This window comes from Plantactinospora sp. BC1 (assembly GCF_003030345.1).
Lineage (GTDB): Bacteria > Actinomycetota > Actinomycetes > Mycobacteriales > Micromonosporaceae > Plantactinospora.
The window spans coordinates 4011071-4031251 of the sequence record NZ_CP028158.1 but is presented as its reverse complement, the minus strand read 5'-3'; the positions used below and the strand labels follow the sequence as shown (position 1 = coordinate 4031251).

Sequence of the window (20181 nt, the reverse complement as noted above, 5' to 3'; positions counted from 1 at the left end):
GCAAGCTGATCCCGTGGCTGATCTTCCCGAGCTGTACGTCGCGGTCGACGTCGAGGCGGACGGGCCGATCCCGGGGCCGTACAGCATGATCTCGCTGGGCATGGCGGTGGCCGGGCGGCCCGAGTTGACCTTCTACACCGAACTGCGCCCGATCTCCGACGAGTTCGTGCCCCAGGCGCTCGCCGTCTCCGGACTGGACCGGGAGCGGCTGCTCCGGGAGGCGCCGCCGGCCGAGGAGGCGATGACCGCCGCGGCGAGGTGGGTCAACGGGCTACGCAAGCAGGGCCGCCCCGTCTTCCTGGCCGCGCCCGCCGTCTGGGACGGGATGTTCGTGCACTGGTACTTCGTCCGGTTCACCGGCCGGAGCCCGTTCGGGGCGACCGGGTCGGGGGTGGACCTGCGCAGCTACTGGATGGGCCGGACCGGTTCCGAGTGGGCCGGTACGCACAAGGGCAGGATCAAGCACGCGCTCGGCCTGACCGGCATCCCGCACACCCACCACGCGGGCGAGGACGCGGCGGAGTTGGCCCAGGTCTTCGACGCCGTACTGCGGCATCCGGCGCCGGAGCCGCCCGCCCGGTCCGACTGATCGGGGTACCCGCCACCCGACCGGGCGACCGCGCCCGGAACGCGAAAAATCTCCGGATCCACCGCCTACTCTCGAACGCATGATCTACATGGCTCTGGCCGCGATGATGTACGTCTGCGGCTTCGTCTTCCTCTACGGCGTGATCCGGTTCGCCGTCCGGCACGGCATCGAGGATGTCCAGCTGCGGCGGGAGCGGGCCGCCGAGGCACCGGAACGGGATCGGCTCCGGGAGCGCACCCTCGTGCCGGACAACGCCTTCCTCGCCGGCAGCTGAGCCGCTCAGGGGTGCGCCCGTCGCCGGTGGGCGACTCCCCTCCCCGCCGGATCGACACCTCGTGGCGCGGTCGGTGTGCCCGGCCGGCACGGGCGGTGCGAGGATCACGGGCGTGATGGGAACCCTGAAGACGGAGCCGGCCCGGACCCGCCAGGATCTGCTCGCACCGCCGGTGACCGAGGCCCTGCACCGCTGGCCCGCCGACTCCCCGGTCGGCGTCGACGACATCCTGGTCGCACCGATCGACGCCACCCTGGCCGACACCGCCGCCTTCTGTGCCGCCTACGACGTCGGGCTGGACGTCTCGGCGAACTGCGTGGTGGTGGCCGGCAAGCGGGAGGGGAGCGTCCGGTACGCGGCCTGCGTCGTACTGGCCACCACCCGGGCCGACGTGAACGGGGTGGTACGCCGCCACCTCGACGTACGCAAGGCGAGCTTCGCCCCGATGGCCGAGGCGGTCGAGCTGACCGGCATGGAGTACGGCGGCATCACCCCGATCGGGCTGCCCGGCTCATGGCCGATCCTGGTCGACTCGCGGGTGCTCGACACCCCGTACGTGATTGTCGGGTCGGGGGTCCGGCACAGCAAGATCGCGCTACCCGGTGCCGCCCTCGGGCTGCTGCCGAACGCCGAGGTCGTCGAGGGGCTCGCCCGAGAGGTCGGCTGACGACCCCGCCGACCGGTCGATCGACTGCTCCGGCGGCTGCTCCGGCGACTGTCGCGCCGGCTGTTGCGGCGACTGCTCCAGCGGCTGTCGCGCCGGCTGCTGCGGCGACTGCTCCAGCGGCTGTCGCGCCGGCTGCTGCGGCGACTGCTCCAGCGGCTGTCGCGGCGGCTGCTCCTTGGCGCGGTCCGGCCAGCAGATCCGGCATTCGCAGAGGACGACCCGGACCTGGCCGGTGCCGGAGACCAGGCGTACCTGCCCGGGGCAGTGGTGGGGCGGCTCGGTGACCGGTGGGCGCAGGGCGAGCGCGCACGGCAGGCACAGCGTCGTCTCGGTCATCCGGGACACTCCCCTTCGCCCCCGCCGACCGGCTCGACGCTGGTCGTCCCCTCCGCTGGGGTGGCACGGCTGTCGATGTCTACCACATCGACGAGCGGATGCGTGGGTACGAATGGATCGTTCACCATTTCTAAATAAGCGCGTGCCGTCGCCAGTGCCCGGCAGGACGGCAGTTTGCAAATAGGGCAACGGCCGTCGTCGCGCGGCCAGTGGTCGATCACGATGAGTCGGGCGGAGAGCGCCATCCGATTCCGTATCCGGCGCGCGGCGGCCCCGGTCATCTCCGCCCGCCACGCCTCCGGCGTCCGCCGGGGGTGCGCACCGCCGTACTCGCAGGCACGAGTCGCCTCCTGAGCTGCCCGGGAGGTGCGGCGGCCGCCGGCACGGCCGCCGCACCCGGCAGGGCGCCGCCCGCTTCCCAGGGGAAGACAGCGGGGTACGCGCCCCGGTCCCGCGTGGACCGATCACGAGCCGACCTGGAGGCCGATTAGGTCGAGCCGTGTCATACCCGCGGGCCGTGGAACTCCGGTCCGGGCATCGATCCCGAGGTCACCCCAGGCTTACGATCTGCGCCCGGAAGCGGTAAACATTGATCGGTGCCACATCGAACTGAAGCGATCCACATCCCCACATTCCCGTAACCAGAGAACTACCGATAGTAGGCGCGGTTTTCAGGTGTTTTCCGGAGCGCACAGGCGGTAGACGGATGGATCACGTCGGCGCAAGGCTGAGGGTGGCGCGTACGGACGCCCAGGTCACCCTGACCCAGATGGCGGCCCGCACCAACTACAGCAAGAGTCATCTGTGCAACGTCGAGCTCGGCAAGCGGCCGGCCACCCCGGACCTGGTCCTCGCCTACGAGCGGGTGTTGGGAGACAGCGTGAACCGCAGAGGTGCCCTGGCGATCGCCGCGACCGTCGTCGTCTCGTCCGCCGTGGCCGAGTTGGTGCAGCACGGCTTCGCCGCCGCCATCGGGCCACGCCGGGACGTCGACGAGTGGGTCGCCCGGGCCGAGGGGTACGGGCAGGACTACATGTCGCTCGGCGCCGCCGAGTTGCAGGGCCGGCTCGCCGCCGACCTGGTGGTACTGCAACAGGAGCTGGACAGTCCGCACCTGTGGGGCGTCGCCGCCCGGCTGATGACGGTGCACGGCAAGACCCTGCCCGGCAACGACGGCGGTCGGGGAGCGATCCGGTCGTACGAGATGGCCGCGATCGCGGCGGACCGCTCCGGTGACCTGGAGGCCCGGGTCTGGGTACGTGGCCGGGCCGCCCTGGCGCTGGCGTACGAGGGTGCGCACCTGCCGGTGGCCGCCCGTTTCGCCGAGCAGGCCGCCGGGCTCTCCGACCGGCCGACCCTGGGCCGGTTGAACGCGCTGACCGCGCAGGCGCACGTCGCCGCCTGCCGGGGCGAGACCGGCACCGCTCTGGCCAGGTTGGACGATGCCCGGCGGGTCTTCGACACGGCCGGCAGCGCGGAGCAGATCTCCGACTTCGCGGTGCCGCTGTGGCGGTTCCACACCTTCGAGTCGATGCTGCTGTCCCGGCTCGGCCACCCGGGAGCGGTGGCCGCCCAGGACGCGGCGGACCGGACCCGGCCGGCCAGCCTGCCCCGGTTCGCCACGCACATCGAGCTGCACCGGGGCCTGATGATGGCCTCCGCCGGGGACGCGGCCGGTGGTCTCGGCTATGCCCGGCGGGCGCTGGACCGGCTGCCGCCGGAGCGGCACAGCCTGTCGCTGCGGCTGATGCTGGCCGAGGTGGAACGGGCGGCCGGAGCGACAGCCTGAGAGACGACCGTCGATACCGTTGCACGTGAAACGTTCCCGGGCCACCCTGCCGGCCCTCGGATCCCGGCTCAGTCGAGCTGTTCCCGGACCTGCCGCTTCAGCCGGGCCAGGATGGCGTTGCCGCCGCGTACCCGCAACGGGCTGATCGCCTGGGCCAGCCCCATCCGCTGGTAGAGGTCGTCCGGCACCGCCAACACCTCGTCGGCGCTCGCCCCGGCCAGCCCCTCGGCGAGGATCCCGGCGAAGGCCCGGGTGGTGGGCGCCTCCGGCGGACAGTCGAACCAGGTGGTCACGGTCCGGTCGGCGGCCACCTCGGCACGCAGGAAGAACGCCGTCTGGCACTCCGGGACCTGCTCCATCCCGGCGTGGCCGGCGAACTCCGCCGGCAGCGGTGGCACCGCGTCGGCGAACTCCAGCAGCATTTCGAGGACCACGTCCCGGGGAGCGGCGGCGAACTCCGCCACGATCTCGGCGAGCTTCGGTGGCATCGACTGCGGCATGGACCCCAGGCTACCGAGGTGCCTCACGGGCGCGGGCTGGCCTCGCTGATCTCGCTCAGCGCCGAGGACGGGTCCAGGCGTACGGCCAGGTCGCCGAGGGAGACGATGCCGACCAGTTGCCGGTCGCTGTCACAGACCAGGATCCGGCGTACGGCCCGTTCCCGCATCAGCGCCGCTGCCTCGGCGGCGGTGGAGTTCTGCTCGATCATCACGATCTCCCGGGAGGTCACCGAGCCGATCGTGGTCTGCCGGGCGTCACTGCCCTCGGCGACGGCCCGGACCACGATGTCCCGGTCGGTCACCATGCCGAACAGGCTCGGCCCGTCCGTCACCACCACGTCGCCGATGTCGGCGTCCCGCATGGCGCGGGCGGCCTCGTCCAGAGTGGTGGCCGCGGGCAGATAGACGATCGTCCTGGTCATCACGTCACGGACTCTGACCTCAGTCACGGTGTGCCTCCGAACCCCCGAATTCCCGATACCACCTGCTACCCCCTGGCCGGCACGCTAACACCATGTCGGGTTTCCGATCGGCCACTCTGGGTTGTTGAACGGTATCGTGCGGTTGGCCCCGATAAGCCGGAGAGATCCGAGCGACGCTGTGAGGTGCGAGTGAAGGCCACCGAGCTGTCCATACCCGGCGCCTGGGAGTTCCTCCCGCAGCAGTTCGGCGACGACCGGGGCCGGCTCCTCGTCTGGTACGACGCGGAGGTCTTCGCCGACGCGCTCGGCTTCGAACTCCACGTCGCGCAGGCCAACCAGAGCGTCTCCCGGCGCGGCGTCATCCGGGGCGTGCACTGGGCCGACGTGCCGGTCGGCCAGGCGAAGTACGTCTACTGCCCACGCGGCGCCGTACTCGACATGGTGGTCGACCTGCGGGTCGGTTCACCGACCTTCGGCCGGCACGAGGTGACCCGGCTCGACACCATCGACAACCGCGCCGTCTATCTGCCCGAGGGGCTCGGCCACGCCTTCGTCGCGCTGGAGGAGGAGAGCATCGTCAGCTACCTCTGCTCCGCCCGGTACGCCCCGGCCCGGGAGCGGGTCGTGCACGTCCGGGATCCGGAACTGGCACTGCCCTGGCCGACCGACCTCGACCCGATCCTCTCCGAACGCGACGCCGAGGCGCCCGGCCTGGCCGAGCTGCGCGCCGCCGACCTGCTGCCGAGTTACGCGGAGTGCCAGCGGTTCTATCAGGCACAGCGCTCCGGCCGGGCCGTCCGGCCGACGGACTAGACGCCGTCCGGAGCGGTCAGCCGGGCCAGCAGGTCCGCCGCCGTCAGCTCGGTACGGTCCCCGGTGGCGCGGTCGCGCAACTCGACGTACCCGTCGGACCAGCGGCGGCCGACCACGACGGCGCGCGGGATGCCGATCAGCTCGGCGTCGGCGAACTTGACCCCGGCCGAGACGTGCGTCCGGTCGTCGACCAGCACCCGCAGGCCACGCCCGGCGAGCTGCCCGCCGAGTTCCAGCGCCGCCTCCAACTGCGGCCCCTTGCCGGCGGCCACCAGGTGTACGTCGCACGGCGCCACCGCCGCCGGCCAGACCAGTCCCCGGTCGTCGTGGTGCTGTTCGGCGATCGCCGCCACCGCCCGGGACACCCCGATGCCGTAGCAGCCCATCGTCAGCCGGACCGGCTTGCCGTCCTGGCCGAGCACGTCGACCCGGAACGCGTCGGTGTAGCGGCGGCCGAGCTGGAACACGTGCCCGATCTCGACACCCCGGCGGATCGTCAACACCCCGGGGCGGCAGGCCGGGCAGCGGTCACCGGCCCGGACCTCGGCCGCCTCGATCGTCCCGTCCGGGGTGAAGTCCCGCCCGCAGACCACGTCGGTGGCGTGCCGGCCCGGCTCGTTGGCGCCGGTCAGCCAGGCGGTGCCGGGCGACACCCGGGGGTCGACCAGATAGCGGATGCCGAGCTTGGCCAGCAGTTGCGGGCCGAGGTAGCCGCGGACCAGCTCGGGCCGGTCGGCGAAGCCGTCGAACATCGACACGGTGGCCGGGCTCAACACCGCGCCGAGCCGCTTGAGGTCGACCTCGCGGTCCCCGGGGATGCCGACGACCAGCAACTCCGGCTCGTCCGAGCCGGGCCGGCGCAGCTCGACGACGACGTTCTTCAGGGTGTCGCCGGCCGTCCAGTCGGTCCGGCCGCCGAGCCGTCGGTCGTTGGCGAGCGCGACCAGCGACTCGATGGTCGGCGTGTCCGGGGTGTCGTACACCTGCGCCGGCGGGTGGGCCCGCACGTCGCCGGCCGGGGCCGGCGGGGTGGTCACCGCCTCCGTGTTGGCCGCGTAGTCGCAGGCGGTACAGCCGACGAAGGTGTCCTCGCCGACCAGGGTCGAGGCGAGGAACTCCTCCGAGGCGGAGCCGCCCATCGCGCCCGAGGTCGCGGCGACGATCGTGTACGTCAACCCGAGCCGGTCGAAGATCCGCTGGTACGCCGCCCGGTGCCGGTCGTACGCCGCCGCCAGCCCCGCCCGGTCCAGGTCGAAGGAGTAGGAGTCCTTCATCAGGAACTCCCGCCCGCGCAGCAGCCCGGCCCGGGGCCGCGCCTCGTCGCGGTACTTCGTCTGCACCTGGAAGATCGAGACCGGGAAGTCCCGGTACGAGGTGAAGGTGTCCCGCACCAGCAGGGCGGCCATCTCCTCGTGGGTGGGCCCGAGCAGGTACTCCGCGCCACGCCGGTCGGTGAGGGTGAAGATGTCGTCGCCGTACTCGGTCCACCGGCCGGTCGTCTCGTACGGCTCCCGGGGCAGCAGGGCCGGGAAGAGCACCTCCTGGCCGCCGATCGCTACCATCTCCTCCCGGACCACCTCGGTGACCCGGTCCAGCACCAGCCGGCCGAGCGGGAGCCAGGTGTAGCCGCCCGGGGCGGCGCGACGGACGTAACCGGCCCGCAGCAGCAGCCGATGGCTCGGCACCTCCGCGTCGGCCGGGTCCTCGCGCAGCGTACGCAGAAACAGCGTGGACATCCGTAGCAGCATCCGGGCAGCGTAGACCCGCAGGCGGGAGCGAAGCACCGGAATTGTCCGCCGACGGGTGCGTCTGCTCGGCGGCGCCCTCGCCGCGCATCGTGCGGTCCCGGTCACCTTCCCGCGCCGGGCGTACCCGGGACGGTGCCGGGCTGACAGACTGGCTCCCGGTCGATCGGGCGGGGAGGGTCGATCGGGTGGACAGAGCGGTGCAGGGGAGGCGCGACGTGCGCTGGCGCAACTTCGTGGCGGTCGGGGACAGTTTCACCGAGGGCCTGGACGACCCGTATCCGGACGGCAGCTTCCGCGGCTGGGCCGACCTGGTGGCCGCGACGCTGGCCGCCGAGGCCGGGCCGGACTTCGGGTACGCCAACCTGGCGATCCGGGGCCGGCTCTTCGGCAACATCGTGGCCGAGCAGGTGCCCGCCGCCCTCGCGATGCGCCCCGAGCTGGTCAGTTTCGCCGCCGGTGGCAACGACGTACTACGCCGCAACTTCGACCCGGACGCCCTGATCGAGCGCTTCGACAAGGTCGTCGCCGAGTTCCGCGCCACCGGGGCGGACGTGCTGCTGTTCCGGTTCGCCGACGTGATGGCCCGGCTGCCCGGGCAGCGGCTGGTCGCCCCCCGGGTGGCGATGCTCAACCGGGCGGTCGGCGAGACGGCACAGCGGCACGGGGCCAAGCTGGTCGACCTCTTCGCCGACGAGGTCTTCCACAACCCGGCGCTGTGGAGCCCCGACCGGCTGCACCTGTCGGCCGCCGGGCACCGCCGGGTCGCCGCCCGGGTGTTGGCCGCGCTCGACGTCGTACCGGACGACGGCTGGCTGGTGGTGCCGCCCCGGCCCGCGCCGACGCCGTGGCTGGCGGCCCGGGGCGCCGACCTGCGCTGGGTGGGGCAGCACTTCGCACCCTGGATCAGGCGCCGGATCACCGGCCGGTCGTCCGGCGACACGATCACGGCCAAGCGGCCGGTGCTGGAGCCGTACCGGCAACGCCAGCCCTTCGTGGACTGACCTCCGCCGGGGCGGTGCTCAGCCGACCTGGAAGCCGAGTGCCTGGGCGAGCACGATCGCCTGGCTCTGGTCGACGATCGCGCCGGAGCGTTCGACGGTGGTCGGGTCGAGGGTGCTGAGATCACTGCCGCGCAGGTCGGATCGGACGAACCGGGCCGCGCGCAGCTGCGCGCCGGAGAGGTCGACGTTGGTCAGGATCGCGTCGGTGCAGTTGGCGCCGGTCAGGTCCGCCTCGCGCATCCGTACGCCCTGGATGGTGACGCCGCGCAGGTCGGCGCCGGGCAGGCCGACGAACGACCAGTCCCCGCCGAGCACGGTGAGCGGCCGCACCGACGACTCGACGAAGGTGCTGCCGACCAGCTTGCAGCCGGCGAACTCGGCCTCGAAGAAGTTGCACCGGGTGAAGGTGCAGCGCAGGAACGCCGAGTCGGTGTGCCGGGAGGCGTTGAACCGTACGTTGCCGAAGGCGCAGTTGGTGAAGCTCGTTCGTTCCAGGGTCGCCTCGGTCAGGTCGACGTCGAAGAACTCGCAGTCGACGTACTCGTGCTCGACGAACTCGTCGCCGTACCAGTCCTCGCGTCGGAAGGTCCGACCCTCGTGTCGTACGCCTGTCCGGGTCGGCTCCGCCATGTGACGACGGTAACCGAGGAGAGCCGGCCTCCTCCACCGACGGCCCGGCGTACGGTGGGGATCATGCCGATGCCGAGCGATCCCGCACCGAGCCTCCAGGGTTACGCCGACCCGCAGCGCCTGGTCACCACCGAGTGGCTGGCCGAACACCTGGGCCAGCCGGGGCTGGTGGTGATCGAGTCGGACGAGGACGTGCTGCTCTACGAGACCGGGCACATCCCGGGCGCGGTCAAGGTCGACTGGCACCTGGAGCTGAACGACCAGGTGACCCGGGACTACCTCGACGCCGAGGCGTTCGCCAAGCTCTGTGCGGCGAAGGGGATCGGCCGGGACGACACGATCGTCTTCTACGGCGACAACTTCAACTGGTGGGCGGCGTACGCGCTCTGGGTCTTCACCCTCTTCGGGCACCCCGACGTGCGGCTGCTCGACGGTGGCCGGCAGAAGTGGGTCGCCGAGGGGCGGGAGCTGACCCGGGAGAAGACCGAGCGGCCTCCGGCGGACTATCCGACGCCGCAGCGGGACGACGCGCCGATCCGGGCGTACCGGGACCAGGTGCTGGCGCACATCGCGGCGGCCCGGCCGCTGGTCGACGTCCGCTCGCCGAAGGAGTACACCGGCGAGCTGACCCACATGCCGGAGTACCCGCAGGAGGGCGCGCTGCGCGGCGGCCACATCCCGGGTGCGCTGAGCAAGCCGTGGAAGTCGGCGGCGAACGACGACGGCACCTTCAAGGGCCCCGACGAGCTGCGGGCGATCTACGCCGACCAGCTCGGGCTCTCGCCGGACGACGACGTGATCGCGTACTGCCGGATCGGCGAGCGGTCCAGCCACACCTGGTTCGTGCTGCGGCACCTGCTCGGCTATCCGCGGGTGCGCAACTACGACGGCTCGTGGACCGAGTGGGGCAACCTGGTCCGGGCACCCGTGGTCCAGGGCGACCAGCCGGGCGGCCTCGGCTAGTCCTACCGCCCGTTCTCCCGCCCGGCGGGGACCACCTGTCGCAGGGCCACCAGCCCGGGTACGTCGATACGCTGCCGTACCGTCCCGCTGCCGGGGTCGACCCGGAGTACGGCGTCGGGCTGGCCGACGTAGAGCCGGGAGCCGTCGGGCGGGCCGGCGAGGCCGCGTACCTCGGCCGGGGTCGACCAGCGTGGCACCGCGCCGTCGCCAGCGGTGGCCGCCATCCCGGCCACCTCGCGGCCGGCCCCGACCAGCAGCGTCCCGGCGCCGTCGAAGGCCGCGGCGGCCGGCGCGGCGCCGGTCGAGCCGGCGGTGCCGGCCGGCGCGTCGAACCGGATGCTCTCCAGCACGGTCAGCCCGTCGGGGTCGATCGTGGCCAGCGCACCGGTGCCGGTGTCGGCCACGTAGAGCCGGCTGCCGTCCCGGTTCAGCGCGATCGTGTGCCCGGTCGCCGCACGCTCGCCGAACGGTGCCGGCAGGTCGACGCAGAACGCCCAGCGTTCGGTCAGGTCGAGGGTGTGCACGAAGGCGTGCACGTGCGGGGCGTCGTCCCGGGCCCCGGCACCGTTCGGGTCCGCCGTCGCGGCGATCCGGTCCCGGGTGTGCACGTGGTCCGGCTGGTGGGTGTAGAGCGTGAAGAGCCGGTTGCGCTGCCGGTCGTAGACCGCCTGCCGGCCCTCGCCGCGCATCTCCTCCTCGGCACCCGCCGGCACCACCGCCTTCACCCGGGTCAGCAGCGGCTCCACCCGACCGGAGGCGAGGTCGACGACCCGCACCCGGTACCGGTCCGGTGCGGTCGGCGGCAGATAGTCGAGGACGAAGAGCGCCTGGTTCGTCGTGTCGAACGCCTCCGGTTCGAGGTTGCCGGGCAACTCCAGCCGACGCCGCTGGCCGGCACCGTCGGCGACCACGATCGTCGTCCGCTCCCGAGGCCCCGGCCGGTACGGCGTGTGCCCCGGACCGGCGTCGTCGGCGAGTGCCACCAGGCCGCCGTCGGCCGAGGTGGTCCGGACCGTGAGCGCCCCGGTCAGGGTGCCGGCGCTGACAGCCGCGCCGTCCGGCAGTTGATGACTGGTCAACCTGGTACCGCCGTCCGGGCGCTCGACCCGGACCAGCCGCCGCCCGTCGCCGCTGACCACCGCCGGGGCGGGCTGGACCAGCATCCGGCCGGTCGCCGCGTCGACCACCGCCAACCTGCCGTCGGCAAGCTCCACCACCAGCGCGTCAGCCGGGGCCAGCCCGCGGCGGGCGTCCTCGTCGGCCCGGTCGTCGGCCCGGTCGTCGGCCCGGTCGTCGGCCCGGAATTTGCAGCCGCCGCTGGCCGTGACCGCCCCGATCCCGGCGGAGCCGGCCAGCAGCGCGCCGGTCATCCGCAACACGTCCCGCCTCGTCGTCGTCATGCCGGGTAGAGGCGTGACGCCTCGGGCCGGTTCCGGCGCCGTCGTGCAGGTGTCCCCCAAGATTCTTGTAGAACCGTGGTTAGCAGCGCGCCTCAATTCAACAAGAATCTTGATGGCTCCGGCGGTTCGGCCAGTGGAGGATTCGGCTGGCTAGTTCCTTGGGGTCGGCGTTGGGCAGATCCTGTAGGGCGCGGTCGAGTTGGCTGGCGAGATAGACCAGCAGCCCGATCCGGTCGTCGCGGTAGGTGTGCAGCAGGCTGAGCCGGGCCGGTTGACAGGGCCAGGGCGCGCCGCAGGTCCGGCACCGGAACGACGGGCGGGCGGGTGTGTGCGGACGGAACCGCGCGTGAGGGCCGTACATCGGGGTTGACCAGTCATCGGTACTCGACCTGCCGGGTCCGCCCGCTCCGGTCACGGTGTTCGGCCCGGACAGGCGTTTCCCAGGCCGGTCGGGTGTTGCGGTGTCGGGCCCGGGCCGGTGGCGGGTCCGGCGGGATTCGGACCAGCGTCGGACGAGGAGCCGGCGGTGGTCCCGGCCGATGCGGTGTCGGAAGGGTACGCGGGCAGCGCCAGCGGCGGCCGCAGGAACAGAAGATCCAGAGGAAGTACCAGGCACGGTAATGCCGGATGGCTGGGCGATGACGTCTGGACATCGGCCTTCCCTCTCTGTTCGTTCCCGGAATGCGATTTGCGGGGGTGCGGTCCCGCTCTCTTCCACTCTGGACGGCTGCCCCCTAACCTCGATAGGCGTGCATCGCACCCGTCATGACCTGCATGAACGTCCCGGCGGTGGTGGCGAACCGAGGCGAGCTGTGGAGTCGATCCATTGACCTGTGGAGGGCTGTATGACAGAGGCGCGGCAATCGATGATCGAATTCATCGTCGACGAGATTCGCCGAGCGAGGGTGACCGCCGGAATGACCCAGGACAGGTTTGGTCGAGGCGCCAGCTTCTCGGCGTCCCAGGTGAGTGCCGTCGAGACCGGTACCCGCGCGCTGACCCGGGAATACGTCCGAGGCGCCGACAAGGCGTTGAAGACGGGCGGCCTCTTTGAACGCATGGTGATCAAGCTCAAGCTCGACGGCGAGCCCTCCTGGCTGCGCGAATGGATCGAGATCGAACGCAAAGCCGAGTCGTTCCGCTGGTTCGAGAACGCGGTGATACCGGGACTGTTGCAAACCGAGGAATACGCGCGGGCCATCTTCGTCAGCATGGGAGTGTTCACCGCCGACGAGGTGGCTGCCAGGGTTGCCGCTCGTATCGAGCGACAGACCGTGCTCACGCAGGAGAAACCTCCGCAGCTGACGGCGGTACTGGACGAAGGTCTGCTGCACCGGCCGGTTGGTGGCCCGGAAGTCATGCGAGAACAGTTGTCGCACCTGGTGAGGATCGCCGCCGCGATGCCGCACCTTCGGATACAGGTTGTGCCGACCTCGGTCGGTGCTTACGGCGGCCTCACCGGGCCGTTCATCGTCGCCACGCTGCCCGGCGACGAAAACATCGCCTTCCTGGACAACTATCTGCGCGGCCAACTGGTGCAGGACGCAGCCGACGTAATGTGGATAGCCAAGGTGTGGGAGTCCATCCGGAGCGAGGCGCTACCACACCACCAGTCCACCAAGCTGATCTCAGAAGTGGCGGAGCGATGGAGCTGACGACAGCAGCAGTCTGGCGCAAGAGCAGTCGCAGCAATGGGGCCAGCGGCGCATGTGTGGAGGTGGCGGACAACTTGCCGGGGGTGGTCGGGGTTCGGGACAGTAAGGATCCGACAGGTCCGGCCCTGGTCTTCGCCCCGCAGGCGTGGCGCTCGTTCGTCCGGCAGGCTCGGGCCCGCTGACGGTCGGCGCCCTACCCGCCCCCTCAGCAGTGCATCCGCTGGAGCTTGGCGCAGAAGCGGGTGAAATGTGGGTCGAAGCGGGCGGGATCGGCGTCGCGTAGCTCTGCCGGTGACCACCAGCGGGCTTCCCGGAACTCGCCGCTGTCCAGTGTGAGCGGGTGTTGCCGGTCGAGTCGAAGCACGAACCACAGACTCACGTCGGTGTGCCCGGCGTCGATCCCGACGGTACGGGTCACGGTGACGAACACCGGCTCCTCCCCGACGAGGCCAGCTACGACCGGTACACCCAGCTCCTCCCACGCCTCTCGACGGGCGGTTTCGGCGGGATGCTCGTCCGGGTCGACGTGCCCGCCCGGCGGGAGCCACAGCCCCGCGTTGACGTGGTCGACCAGCAGCACGCTGCCGTCCGCCGGATCGACCGGTACGACGTACGAGACGAGGTGCCGGGGCGGGGTTGCCGGCTTGACCCGTCGGAACACGTCGTCGGTGCCGCTCAGCCAGTGCAGCGTCGCCGACCGGTGTTCCGCCTCCACCTCGTCCCACGGCACGACTCCGGTCACCAGCTCCCGCACCACCCCCACCGACGCACGCACCCGCGCATCATGTCAGGACGTAGCGTTCGGCAGATCATGGCGAGCCGAACGCTCCGCCTCGACGGTGGTTCTCGGGGTGGGGCGGAGGGAGTGCCAGGAGGCGACGGTGGTGAGGGCGAAGATGGCGGTGGCGGCGTAGAGCACCGGGGGTAGGCCGGCGGCGGAACCGAGCGCTCCGGCCAGAATCGCGCCGACCGGGGCGGCCAGCAGTCCGACCGTACGCTGGGCGCTGCCGACCCGGCCGAGCAGTTCGGCGGGGACGTTCCGCTGCCCGTACGCCGACCAGAGCGCGTTCCAGGTCGCGGTGCCGGCGGAGAAGAGGGCGAGTGCGATCGCTCCCGGCACCGGGTGCCGGGCCATGGCCAGCGCGGCGACCGCGAGCGTCTCGGCCACCAGCACCCAGCGCAACCCGGGCAGGGTGCCGAGCCGGGTGGCGAGCCGGCCGGCGCAGAGTCCCCCGACCAGTGCGCCGAACACCGCCGCCGCCATGAAGAGTCCGTAGCCGGCGGCCGGCACGGCCAGTACCTCCAGCGCGTAGAGCACGATGATCGCGATCAGGCCGCTGGTGGCGAGGTTGGTGACCACGGTGAGCCCGGTGATCCGGCGCAGGGTGGCGTCCCGCCAGATCCAGCGCAGCCCGTCCCCGGCCGCTCGCCAGGCGGCACCCCGCCCCCCGACAGGACGCTGCATGGACAGCAGCGGACGCGGCGTCGACGGCAACGGATGCGGCGTGGACGGCAGCGGACGCGGCGTGGACGGCAGCGGACGCGGCGTGGACGGCAGCGGACGCGGCGTGGACGCCATCGGGTGCGGCGTGGACGGCAGCGGCGGCGAGATCGGAGTGGGAGTCGGGGTCGGTGGCGGGGTGGGAATCGGGCCCGGTGGTGTTGGCGGGGTGGGGCGGAGGGTCAGCGCCAGCAGGGCGGCGACCGCGAACGTGACCGCGTCGACGGCGAACGGCAGGGCTGCGGCGACCGCGAAGAGCACCCCGGCCAGCGGTGCGCCGACGAAGCCGCCGGCCACCGCCGTACCCGCCTGGAGCCGGCCGTTGGCCACCGCCAGGCGGTCGGCGGGCACGATGCCGGGCAGTACGGCGAACGCCGCCGCGTCGAAGACGACGCCGAGGGTGGCGAGCAGGAGGGCACAGCAGACGAGCGCGACGATCCCGACGTCGCCGGTGCCGACCAGCAGCGCGAAGCCGGCGACCAGGACGGCACGCAGTCCGTCCACTGTGGCCATTGTGCGGTGCCGGTCCCAGCGGTCGGCGTAGACGCCGCCGAGCAGGCCGAAGAGCAGCGGCGGGAGCTGGCCGGCGACCACCACCGACGCGACGACCCGGGGATCGCGGCTGACCGACGCGGCGAGCAACGCCAGGGCCGGGGTACGCAGCGCGTCGCCGAGCCGCGACAGCACGGTCGCCGTCCACAGTGTCCAGAACCCGCCGACCCGGGTACGCCGGGCGGAGCCCACAACCGACCTCGCCGTCGTTCCGGACATCGGGGTGACCACCTCTCCTCGGCTCGCGCCGTAGCGGCGTCTCTGCTCGATTCGCCGTCGCGGCACCGGACGACCGGGCGAGCCTGCGGTCTCGATCGGGTCGAGGGTCAAGCCGAACGCCCGCCGGATGCCGGAAAAAGTCGGCGGAAAAGCCGGAAGCGGCGTGTCGCCCGGGGCCGGTACCGTGAGCGCCGTCACCGGACGGGAGTGAGTGAAGAGATCGTGGACCGGACCTTCCAGGTCGACCTCCGCGGCGTGGTCGACCTGCTCAGCCATCACCTCTACGGCAGTCCCCGGGTCTACGTGCGGGAGCTGTTGCAGAACGCGGTGGACGCCATCACCGCCCGCCGGGCCACCGAGCCCGGCGCGCCGGCCGTGGTCCGGATCGAGCCGCCGGAGCTGACCGGAGACGGCACGCTGCGGGTGCACGACACCGGGATCGGCCTGACCGAGTCCCAGGTGCACGAGCTGCTCGCCACCATCGGACGAAGCTCCAAAAGGGACGAGCTGGGTTTCGCCCGCCACGAGTTCCTCGGCCAGTTCGGCATCGGCCTGCTCTCCTGCTTCCTGGTCGCCGACGAGGTCCGGGTGTGCACCCGGCACGGCGGCGAGCCGACCGTGCTCTGGACCGGGTTCGCCGACGGCCGCTACCGGGTCGAGTTGGCCGCCGCCGACAACCAGCGCGCCGAGCCGGGCACCAGCGTCACGCTGGTCCCGCGCCGGGACGCCGACCAGTGGCTGACCCGGCCGACGGTGACCGAGCTGGCCCGGCTCTTCGGCTCGCTGCTGCCGATCCGGGTGCTGGTCGGCGACGTCGAGACCACCACCGGGCCACCGCCGTGGTCGGCCACCGCCGGCACCTCGCCGTCCGCCCGCCGGGACAACCTCGTCGGGTACGCCCGCGAGGCGCTCGGCTGCACCCCGTTCGACGTCGTACCGCTGTCGGTGCCGGAGGCGGGGTTGACCGGCGCGGCGTTCGTGCTGCCCACCCCGGTCAACCCGGCGGGGCGGGCCGGTCATCGGGTCTACCTGAAGCGGATGCTGCTCACCGAGGGCGCCGAGGGGCTGCTGCCGGACTGGGCGTTCTTCGCCCGCTGCGTCGTCGACTCCACCGAGCTGCGCCCGACGGCCAGCCGGGAGGCGCTCTACGAGGACAGTCTGCTGGAGGCGACCCGGGAGGCGCTCGGCGACCAGCTTCGGGGCTGGCTGGTCCGGCTGGCCGGCAGCGCGCCGCGCCGGCTCGCCGAGTTCCTCCAGGTGCACCATCTCGGGGTGAAGGCGCTGGCCCTGCATGACGACGAGATGCTGCGGCTGGTCGAGCGTTGGTGGCCGATGGAGACCAACACCGGGCAGACCACGCTGGCCGAGTTCCGCGAGCGGCACGGGCTGATCCGCTACGCGGCCAGCATCGACGAGTTCCGCCAGCTCGCCGGGGTGGCGGCGGCGCAGGACCTGGCGGTGGTCAACGCCGGTTACACGTACGACACCGAGATCATCGAGCGGTTGCCGACGGTGGACCGGTCGGTGCTGGTCGAACGGCTGGAGCCGAACGACCTGACCACCCGATTCGACGCCCTCGACCCGGGGACGGAGCTGGCGCTGCGGCCGTTCGTCGTCGCCGCGCAGCGTGCCCTGGACCGGCTCGGTGTCGAGGTGGTGCTCCGGTCGTACGCCCCGGCGTCGCTGCCGGCGCTCTATCTGGTGAGCCGGTCGGCGGCCTTCGAGGAGCAGCTCCGGTCGACCCGGGAGCGGGCCGACGAGACCTGGGCCGGGGTGCTCGACGCGCTCGCCGCCTCCGGCCCGGCCGAGCGCCCGCAGCTGGTGCTCAACCACCGTAACGCGCTGGTCCGCCGGGTCAGCGCGCTCGGCGACCCGGCGCTGGTCGGGCTCGCCGTCGAGGCCCTGTACGGTCAGGCGCTGCTGCTCGGCTACCACCCGATCCGCCCCGCCGACGCCGCCCTGTTGAACAGCTCGTTCCTCGGCCTGCTCGGCCGCGCCGTACCAGGACAGGAGTGACGATGGGCCGGGACACCGACGACCTCTGGCGGACGATCGACCGGGTCGGCGAGATGCCGTACGACAGCGGTCAGGTCGCCGCCGCCGAAGCACTGCTCCGGCAGGTGGACGCCACCGGCGACGAGCAGCTCGGGTTCGCGGCCCGGATGCTCGCCACCGCCGCCTACTACTACGGCGGCGAGCCGGCCCGGTCGTTCGTCACCTTCTCCTGGTGCCTGGCCGAGTTCGACCGCAACCCGAGGCCCTACCAGCAGCGGCACCTGCACACCCTGCTCTGGTATTTCAAGCACATGGTCAGCGGCCTGCTCGAGTTTCCCGAGATCCCGCTGGACCGCACCATGGCGGTACTCGACGACATGGAGAGGCGCTATCGCAGCGGCGGCCACAGCCTCCAGATGGTCTACAAATACCGGCACCAGGTGGCGGTGCACGTCGGCGCGGCGGACGAGGCCGCGCAGTGGTACCGCCGGTGGACCACCGCACCCCGGGACGAACTCTCCGACTGTGCCGGTTGCGACCCGACCGACCAGATCGAATACCTCGCCTCGCTCGGCCGGTACGAGGAGGCGGTGGCGCTGGCCGAGCCGGTACTCGCCGGCCGGCTGGGCTGTGTCGAGCAGCCGCAGTGCGTACTCACCGCGCTGCTGCTGCCGTACCTGCACACCGGCCGGCGGGAGCAGGCGCGGGACGCGCACCTGCGGGCGTACCGCCGGCACCGGACGAACATCGCGAACATGTCGCTGGTCGGTGACCACCTGACGTTCTGCGCGTTGACCGGCAACGAGGCGCGCGGGCTGGAGCTGCTGGAACGGCATCTCGGGTGGCTGGACGAGCCGCCGTCGCCGGCCGACGCGATGACCTTCGCCGCCAGCGGGGCGCTGCTGCTGCACCGGCTGACCGCCGAGGGCCACGGAGAGCTGCCGGTGCAGCGCCCCGGGCACCTCGATCGGCCGGCGGCCGAGGTGCCGGTGGCGGCGCTGGCCGACGAGCTGGCCGGCACGGCCCGGGAACTGGCCGCCCGGTTCGACGCCCGCAACGGCACCGGGGCGCAGTCGGCGGCCGTCGCCGAGCTGCTCGGCCGGGAACCGATCGGTGGCTACCTGCCGCTGTCGCCGACCGCCCGCCGCCGCCCCACCCCCGCCCCAGCAACCGGCACCGCCCCGGCATCCGGCACCGCCCCAGCATCCGGCACCGTCGAGGTGGCCCCGGGCGGATCCGTTCCGCCCACCGAGCCGGGGGCGGTTCCGCCCACCGAGCCGGGGGCCGTCCCATCCACCGAGCCCGGATCCGGTCCGTCCGTCGAGCCGGAAGGGGTCGGCGAGGGATCGGGGGCCGCGTCCGTACCGTCGGTGTCGGCCCGGCCGCCGGCTCCGCTCGACATACCGTCGGACGCCGGCCCGGAGCGGTTGCTCGACCTGGCCGAGGCGGCCTGGCGCACCGAGCGCGACGACGACCTCTTCGCCGTACTCGCGGTCTTCGACGAACGGTTCGGCGGGCAGCCGCAGGAGCGGTCCGTCGTCGCCCGCCGGGGCGAGTTCCGGGCGGTCGAGCGGCAGGTGGCCGGCGACCTGGCCGGGGCGGTGGCGGCGAATCGGGAGGCGCTGGCGCTGTACCAGCAGCTCCCGGATCCGCTTCGCGCCCAGGTGGTGGCGGGTCGGTTGGGCGTACTGCTGGTGATGTCGGGCGAGCCGGACGAGGGATTGCCGCTGGTCGAGGAGTCCGCCGACTACCTGATGGCGCACGGTGACCCCTGGTATCGGGCCGCCGCGCAGGACCGGCTGGCGGTGGCGTACGCCGAGCGGGGGCGGGGTGCGGAGGCGCTGGCGGCGGTGGAGCGGGCGTCGACCGAGGCGGCCGGTGCCGACGACCGGCACCTGGTGGCGCGGATCGCGCTGACCAGGGTGCGGGTGCTGGAGTCGCTGGACCGGGGTGCCGAGGCCGGCGAGGCGGCGCTGCGGGCCCGGGACCTCTACGACGAGCTCGGCCTGCCCGAACACCGGGCGGTCGCCAGTCTCGGCTACGCCAACTCGCTGGACGACCCGGAGCGGGCGGTTTCGGCGTACGACGAGGCGGTGCGGCTGGCCACCGAGAAGCTCGCGCTGCCGGCCCGGACGGGGCGGGCCCGGGCGCTGGTCGCCGCCGGCCGGCCCGGCGAGGCGGTCGACGACCTGGTGGAGGCGGTCGCCCTCTGCGTGGAGCGGGGCATCGTGGACGGGGCCGCCTACCTGCGCTGGGAGCTGGCCGACGCCTACCGGCGGGCGGACCGGGCGGTGGAGGCGGCCGAGGCGGCGGAGGAGGCGGTGGGCGAGCTGGACCGGCTCGGCCGGCAGGCCGACGCGGACCAGTGCCGGCACCTGCTCGCCACCGTCTACCGGTCGCTCGGCGAGGACGGCTTGGCGTTGACCCTGCTGGACGAGCTTGCCGACAACCTCGACGGCCCGGACAACCTACCCGCCCGGGCAGGGGTGCTGGAGGAGGCCGGCGAGCTGCTCTACGCCCAGGACCGGGACAACCTCGCGGCGCAGCGGTTCGCCGCCGCCGCGACCGCGTTCCGGCTCGCCGGGCTGCCGCTGGACGAGTTGCGGGTACGGCGTCGAGAGGTGGCCGCCCGGCACTGGGCCGGCGACCCGGCGGCGGCGCTGGCCGCGCTGGAGGTGGCCGACCGGGTGGCGGCGGCCCTGCCCGACGGGTCGGCGGGACCGGAGCCGGACGACGCCGAGGTGGAGCCGGCGGTGCGGTGGGAGCGGGCGATGCTGGCCGACGTCGCGGCCCGGGCGCTGCTCGGCGCGGACCGGCCGGAGGAGGCGCTGACCAGGTTGGACGGCGTCGCCGACGCGCTGCGGTCGATCCAGGCCTTCGGTGAGGCGCTCCTGGTGGAGCTCTTCACCGGGGAGCTACTGCTCCGGCTGGACCGGCCGGCGGAGGCCGAACCACTGCTCCGGGCCACCCTGAACAGCCTGCCGGAGCATTCTGAGGCGGTACTCCGGGCAGCCTGGCTGCTCAGTGTCGCGCTCGGCGCCCTCGGCCGTACGGCGGAGGCCGACGCCCTGCGCGCCAGGTACTCCCTGGACCCTGACGACGAGTAGCCGGCGCGGGTCCCCGCCCG

General features: G+C 72.8%; 20 protein-coding genes. 11 read left to right on the top strand and 9 right to left on the bottom strand.

Annotated elements, in window-relative coordinates:
• Positions 1 to 13 precede the first annotated feature (13 nt).
• From C6361_RS17520 to C6361_RS17510, 3 genes are all read left to right on the top strand, one after another.
• Positions 14 to 589, top strand: coding sequence for an exonuclease (locus tag C6361_RS17520; protein WP_107262465.1), 576 nt, complete (start codon positions 14 to 16; stop codon positions 587 to 589).
• A gap of 79 nt (positions 590 to 668) precedes the next feature.
• Positions 669 to 863: a hypothetical protein gene (locus tag C6361_RS17515; protein ID WP_101368853.1), complete on the top strand. Its 195-nt coding sequence runs from the start codon at positions 669 to 671 to the stop codon at positions 861 to 863.
• Positions 864 to 978: 115 nt separating this feature from the next.
• A complete protein-coding gene (locus tag C6361_RS17510) occupies positions 979 to 1530 on the top strand; it encodes a YbaK/EbsC family protein (protein WP_107271009.1) in 552 nt (183 codons plus the stop codon).
• Here C6361_RS17510 and C6361_RS17505 read toward each other — a convergent pair.
• Positions 1459 to 1866, bottom strand: coding sequence for a hypothetical protein (locus C6361_RS17505; RefSeq protein WP_107268373.1), 408 nt, complete (start codon positions 1864 to 1866; stop codon positions 1459 to 1461). The genes C6361_RS17510 and C6361_RS17505 overlap by 72 nt on opposite strands.
• A 706-nt stretch (positions 1867 to 2572) precedes the next feature.
• Here C6361_RS17505 and C6361_RS17500 point away from each other — a divergent pair.
• Positions 2573 to 3655: a helix-turn-helix domain-containing protein gene (locus C6361_RS17500; protein ID WP_107262463.1), complete on the top strand. Its 1083-nt coding sequence runs from the start codon at positions 2573 to 2575 to the stop codon at positions 3653 to 3655.
• A 68-nt stretch (positions 3656 to 3723) separates the two neighbouring features.
• Here C6361_RS17500 and C6361_RS17495 read toward each other — a convergent pair whose 3' ends face one another.
• On the bottom strand, positions 3724 to 4155 hold the full coding sequence (locus C6361_RS17495) for a SufE family protein (protein ID WP_107268372.1): 432 nt from the start codon (positions 4153 to 4155) through the stop codon (positions 3724 to 3726).
• A gap of 23 nt (positions 4156 to 4178) precedes the next feature.
• Complete coding sequence (locus C6361_RS17490) at positions 4179 to 4604, bottom strand: CBS domain-containing protein (protein ID WP_107262461.1); 426 nt, start codon at positions 4602 to 4604, stop codon at positions 4179 to 4181.
• A 162-nt stretch (positions 4605 to 4766) separates the two neighbouring features.
• Between C6361_RS17490 and C6361_RS17485 the strand changes: the two genes are divergently transcribed.
• Positions 4767 to 5390 (top strand): dTDP-4-dehydrorhamnose 3,5-epimerase family protein, encoded by a 624-nt coding sequence (locus tag C6361_RS17485; protein WP_107268371.1) that lies wholly within the window; start codon positions 4767 to 4769, stop codon positions 5388 to 5390.
• Here C6361_RS17485 and C6361_RS17480 read toward each other — a convergent pair.
• Positions 5387 to 7138, bottom strand: coding sequence for a proline--tRNA ligase (locus C6361_RS17480; RefSeq protein WP_107271008.1), 1752 nt, complete (start codon positions 7136 to 7138; stop codon positions 5387 to 5389). The genes C6361_RS17485 and C6361_RS17480 overlap by 4 nt on opposite strands.
• 215 nt (positions 7139 to 7353) lie before the next feature.
• Between C6361_RS17480 and C6361_RS17475 the strand changes: the two genes are divergently transcribed.
• Positions 7354 to 8139: an SGNH/GDSL hydrolase family protein gene (locus C6361_RS17475; protein ID WP_107268370.1), complete on the top strand. Its 786-nt coding sequence runs from the start codon at positions 7354 to 7356 to the stop codon at positions 8137 to 8139.
• 18 nt (positions 8140 to 8157) lie between these two features.
• Here the strand turns inward: C6361_RS17475 and C6361_RS17470 are convergent, their stop codons facing one another.
• Positions 8158 to 8769 carry a pentapeptide repeat-containing protein gene (locus C6361_RS17470; RefSeq protein WP_107268369.1) on the bottom strand — a complete coding sequence of 204 codons (612 nt, stop codon included), beginning with the start codon at positions 8767 to 8769 and terminating at the stop codon, positions 8158 to 8160.
• Positions 8770 to 8832: 63 nt separating this feature from the next.
• Between C6361_RS17470 and C6361_RS17465 the strand changes: the two genes are divergently transcribed.
• On the top strand, positions 8833 to 9732 hold the full coding sequence (locus tag C6361_RS17465) for a sulfurtransferase (RefSeq protein ID WP_107264389.1): 900 nt from the start codon (positions 8833 to 8835) through the stop codon (positions 9730 to 9732).
• A gap of 2 nt (positions 9733 to 9734) precedes the next feature.
• On the opposite strand, the gene C6361_RS17460 is transcribed toward C6361_RS17465, so the two are convergent.
• Positions 9735 to 11132, bottom strand: coding sequence for a hypothetical protein (locus C6361_RS17460; protein ID WP_159079366.1), 1398 nt, complete (start codon positions 11130 to 11132; stop codon positions 9735 to 9737).
• Positions 11133 to 11229: 97 nt separating this feature from the next.
• On the bottom strand, positions 11230 to 11493 hold the full coding sequence (locus tag C6361_RS37650) for a flavin reductase (protein ID WP_199853384.1): 264 nt from the start codon (positions 11491 to 11493) through the stop codon (positions 11230 to 11232).
• 484 nt (positions 11494 to 11977) lie between these two features.
• On the opposite strand from C6361_RS37650, the gene C6361_RS17450 reads away from it, so the two are divergent.
• Both C6361_RS17450 and C6361_RS17445 read left to right on the top strand, forming a co-directional pair.
• Positions 11978 to 12787 (top strand): helix-turn-helix transcriptional regulator, encoded by an 810-nt coding sequence (locus C6361_RS17450; protein ID WP_107268367.1) that lies wholly within the window; start codon positions 11978 to 11980, stop codon positions 12785 to 12787.
• The gene (locus tag C6361_RS17445) at positions 12778 to 12969 is read left to right on the top strand and encodes a DUF397 domain-containing protein (protein WP_107268366.1); all 192 of its coding nucleotides are present in this window, start codon (positions 12778 to 12780) and stop codon (positions 12967 to 12969) included. Before C6361_RS17450 ends, C6361_RS17445 begins: the two co-directional genes overlap by 10 nt.
• A gap of 23 nt (positions 12970 to 12992) precedes the next feature.
• Here C6361_RS17445 and C6361_RS17440 read toward each other — a convergent pair whose 3' ends face one another.
• Positions 12993 to 13562 carry an NUDIX hydrolase gene (locus C6361_RS17440; RefSeq protein WP_107268365.1) on the bottom strand — a complete coding sequence of 190 codons (570 nt, stop codon included), beginning with the start codon at positions 13560 to 13562 and terminating at the stop codon, positions 12993 to 12995.
• Between the two features lie 12 nt (positions 13563 to 13574).
• Positions 13575 to 15059 (bottom strand): MFS transporter, encoded by a 1485-nt coding sequence (locus tag C6361_RS37645; protein WP_199853383.1) that lies wholly within the window; start codon positions 15057 to 15059, stop codon positions 13575 to 13577.
• Between the two features lie 222 nt (positions 15060 to 15281).
• On the opposite strand from C6361_RS37645, the gene C6361_RS17430 reads away from it, so the two are divergent.
• Entirely contained in the window at positions 15282 to 17075 is a 1794-nt protein-coding gene (locus tag C6361_RS17430) for an HSP90 family protein (protein ID WP_107268364.1), read from the top strand.
• Positions 17076 to 17077: 2 nt separating this feature from the next.
• Entirely contained in the window at positions 17078 to 20161 is a 3084-nt protein-coding gene (locus C6361_RS17425) for a hypothetical protein (RefSeq protein ID WP_107268363.1), read from the top strand.
• Positions 20162 to 20181 lie beyond the last annotated feature (20 nt).

What these genes read in the sequence shown, in the direction of transcription:
- C6361_RS17515 (WP_101368853.1), top strand. Translation starts at nt 669, where the DNA reads ATGATCTACATGGCTCTGGCCGCGATGATGTACGTCTGCGGCTTCGTC.
- C6361_RS17510 (WP_107271009.1), top strand. Translation starts at nt 979, where the DNA reads ATGGGAACCCTGAAGACGGAGCCGGCCCGGACCCGCCAGGATCTGCTC.
- C6361_RS17505 (WP_107268373.1), bottom strand. Translation starts at nt 1,866, where the DNA reads ATGACCGAGACGACGCTGTGCCTGCCGTGCGCGCTCGCCCTGCGCCCA.
- C6361_RS17500 (WP_107262463.1), top strand. Translation starts at nt 2,573, where the DNA reads ATGGATCACGTCGGCGCAAGGCTGAGGGTGGCGCGTACGGACGCCCAG.
- C6361_RS17495 (WP_107268372.1), bottom strand. Translation starts at nt 4,155, where the DNA reads ATGCCGCAGTCGATGCCACCGAAGCTCGCCGAGATCGTGGCGGAGTTC.
- C6361_RS17480 (WP_107271008.1), bottom strand. Translation starts at nt 7,138, where the DNA reads ATGCTGCTACGGATGTCCACGCTGTTTCTGCGTACGCTGCGCGAGGAC.
- C6361_RS17470 (WP_107268369.1), bottom strand. Translation starts at nt 8,769, where the DNA reads ATGGCGGAGCCGACCCGGACAGGCGTACGACACGAGGGTCGGACCTTC.
- C6361_RS17465 (WP_107264389.1), top strand. Translation starts at nt 8,833, where the DNA reads ATGCCGATGCCGAGCGATCCCGCACCGAGCCTCCAGGGTTACGCCGAC.
- C6361_RS17460 (WP_159079366.1), bottom strand. Translation starts at nt 11,132, where the DNA reads ATGACGACGACGAGGCGGGACGTGTTGCGGATGACCGGCGCGCTGCTG.
- C6361_RS37650 (WP_199853384.1), bottom strand. Translation starts at nt 11,493, where the DNA reads ATGTACGGCCCTCACGCGCGGTTCCGTCCGCACACACCCGCCCGCCCG.
- C6361_RS17450 (WP_107268367.1), top strand. Translation starts at nt 11,978, where the DNA reads ATGACAGAGGCGCGGCAATCGATGATCGAATTCATCGTCGACGAGATT.
- C6361_RS17445 (WP_107268366.1), top strand. Translation starts at nt 12,778, where the DNA reads ATGGAGCTGACGACAGCAGCAGTCTGGCGCAAGAGCAGTCGCAGCAAT.
- C6361_RS37645 (WP_199853383.1), bottom strand. Translation starts at nt 15,059, where the DNA reads ATGTCCGGAACGACGGCGAGGTCGGTTGTGGGCTCCGCCCGGCGTACC.
- C6361_RS17425 (WP_107268363.1), top strand. Translation starts at nt 17,078, where the DNA reads ATGGGCCGGGACACCGACGACCTCTGGCGGACGATCGACCGGGTCGGC.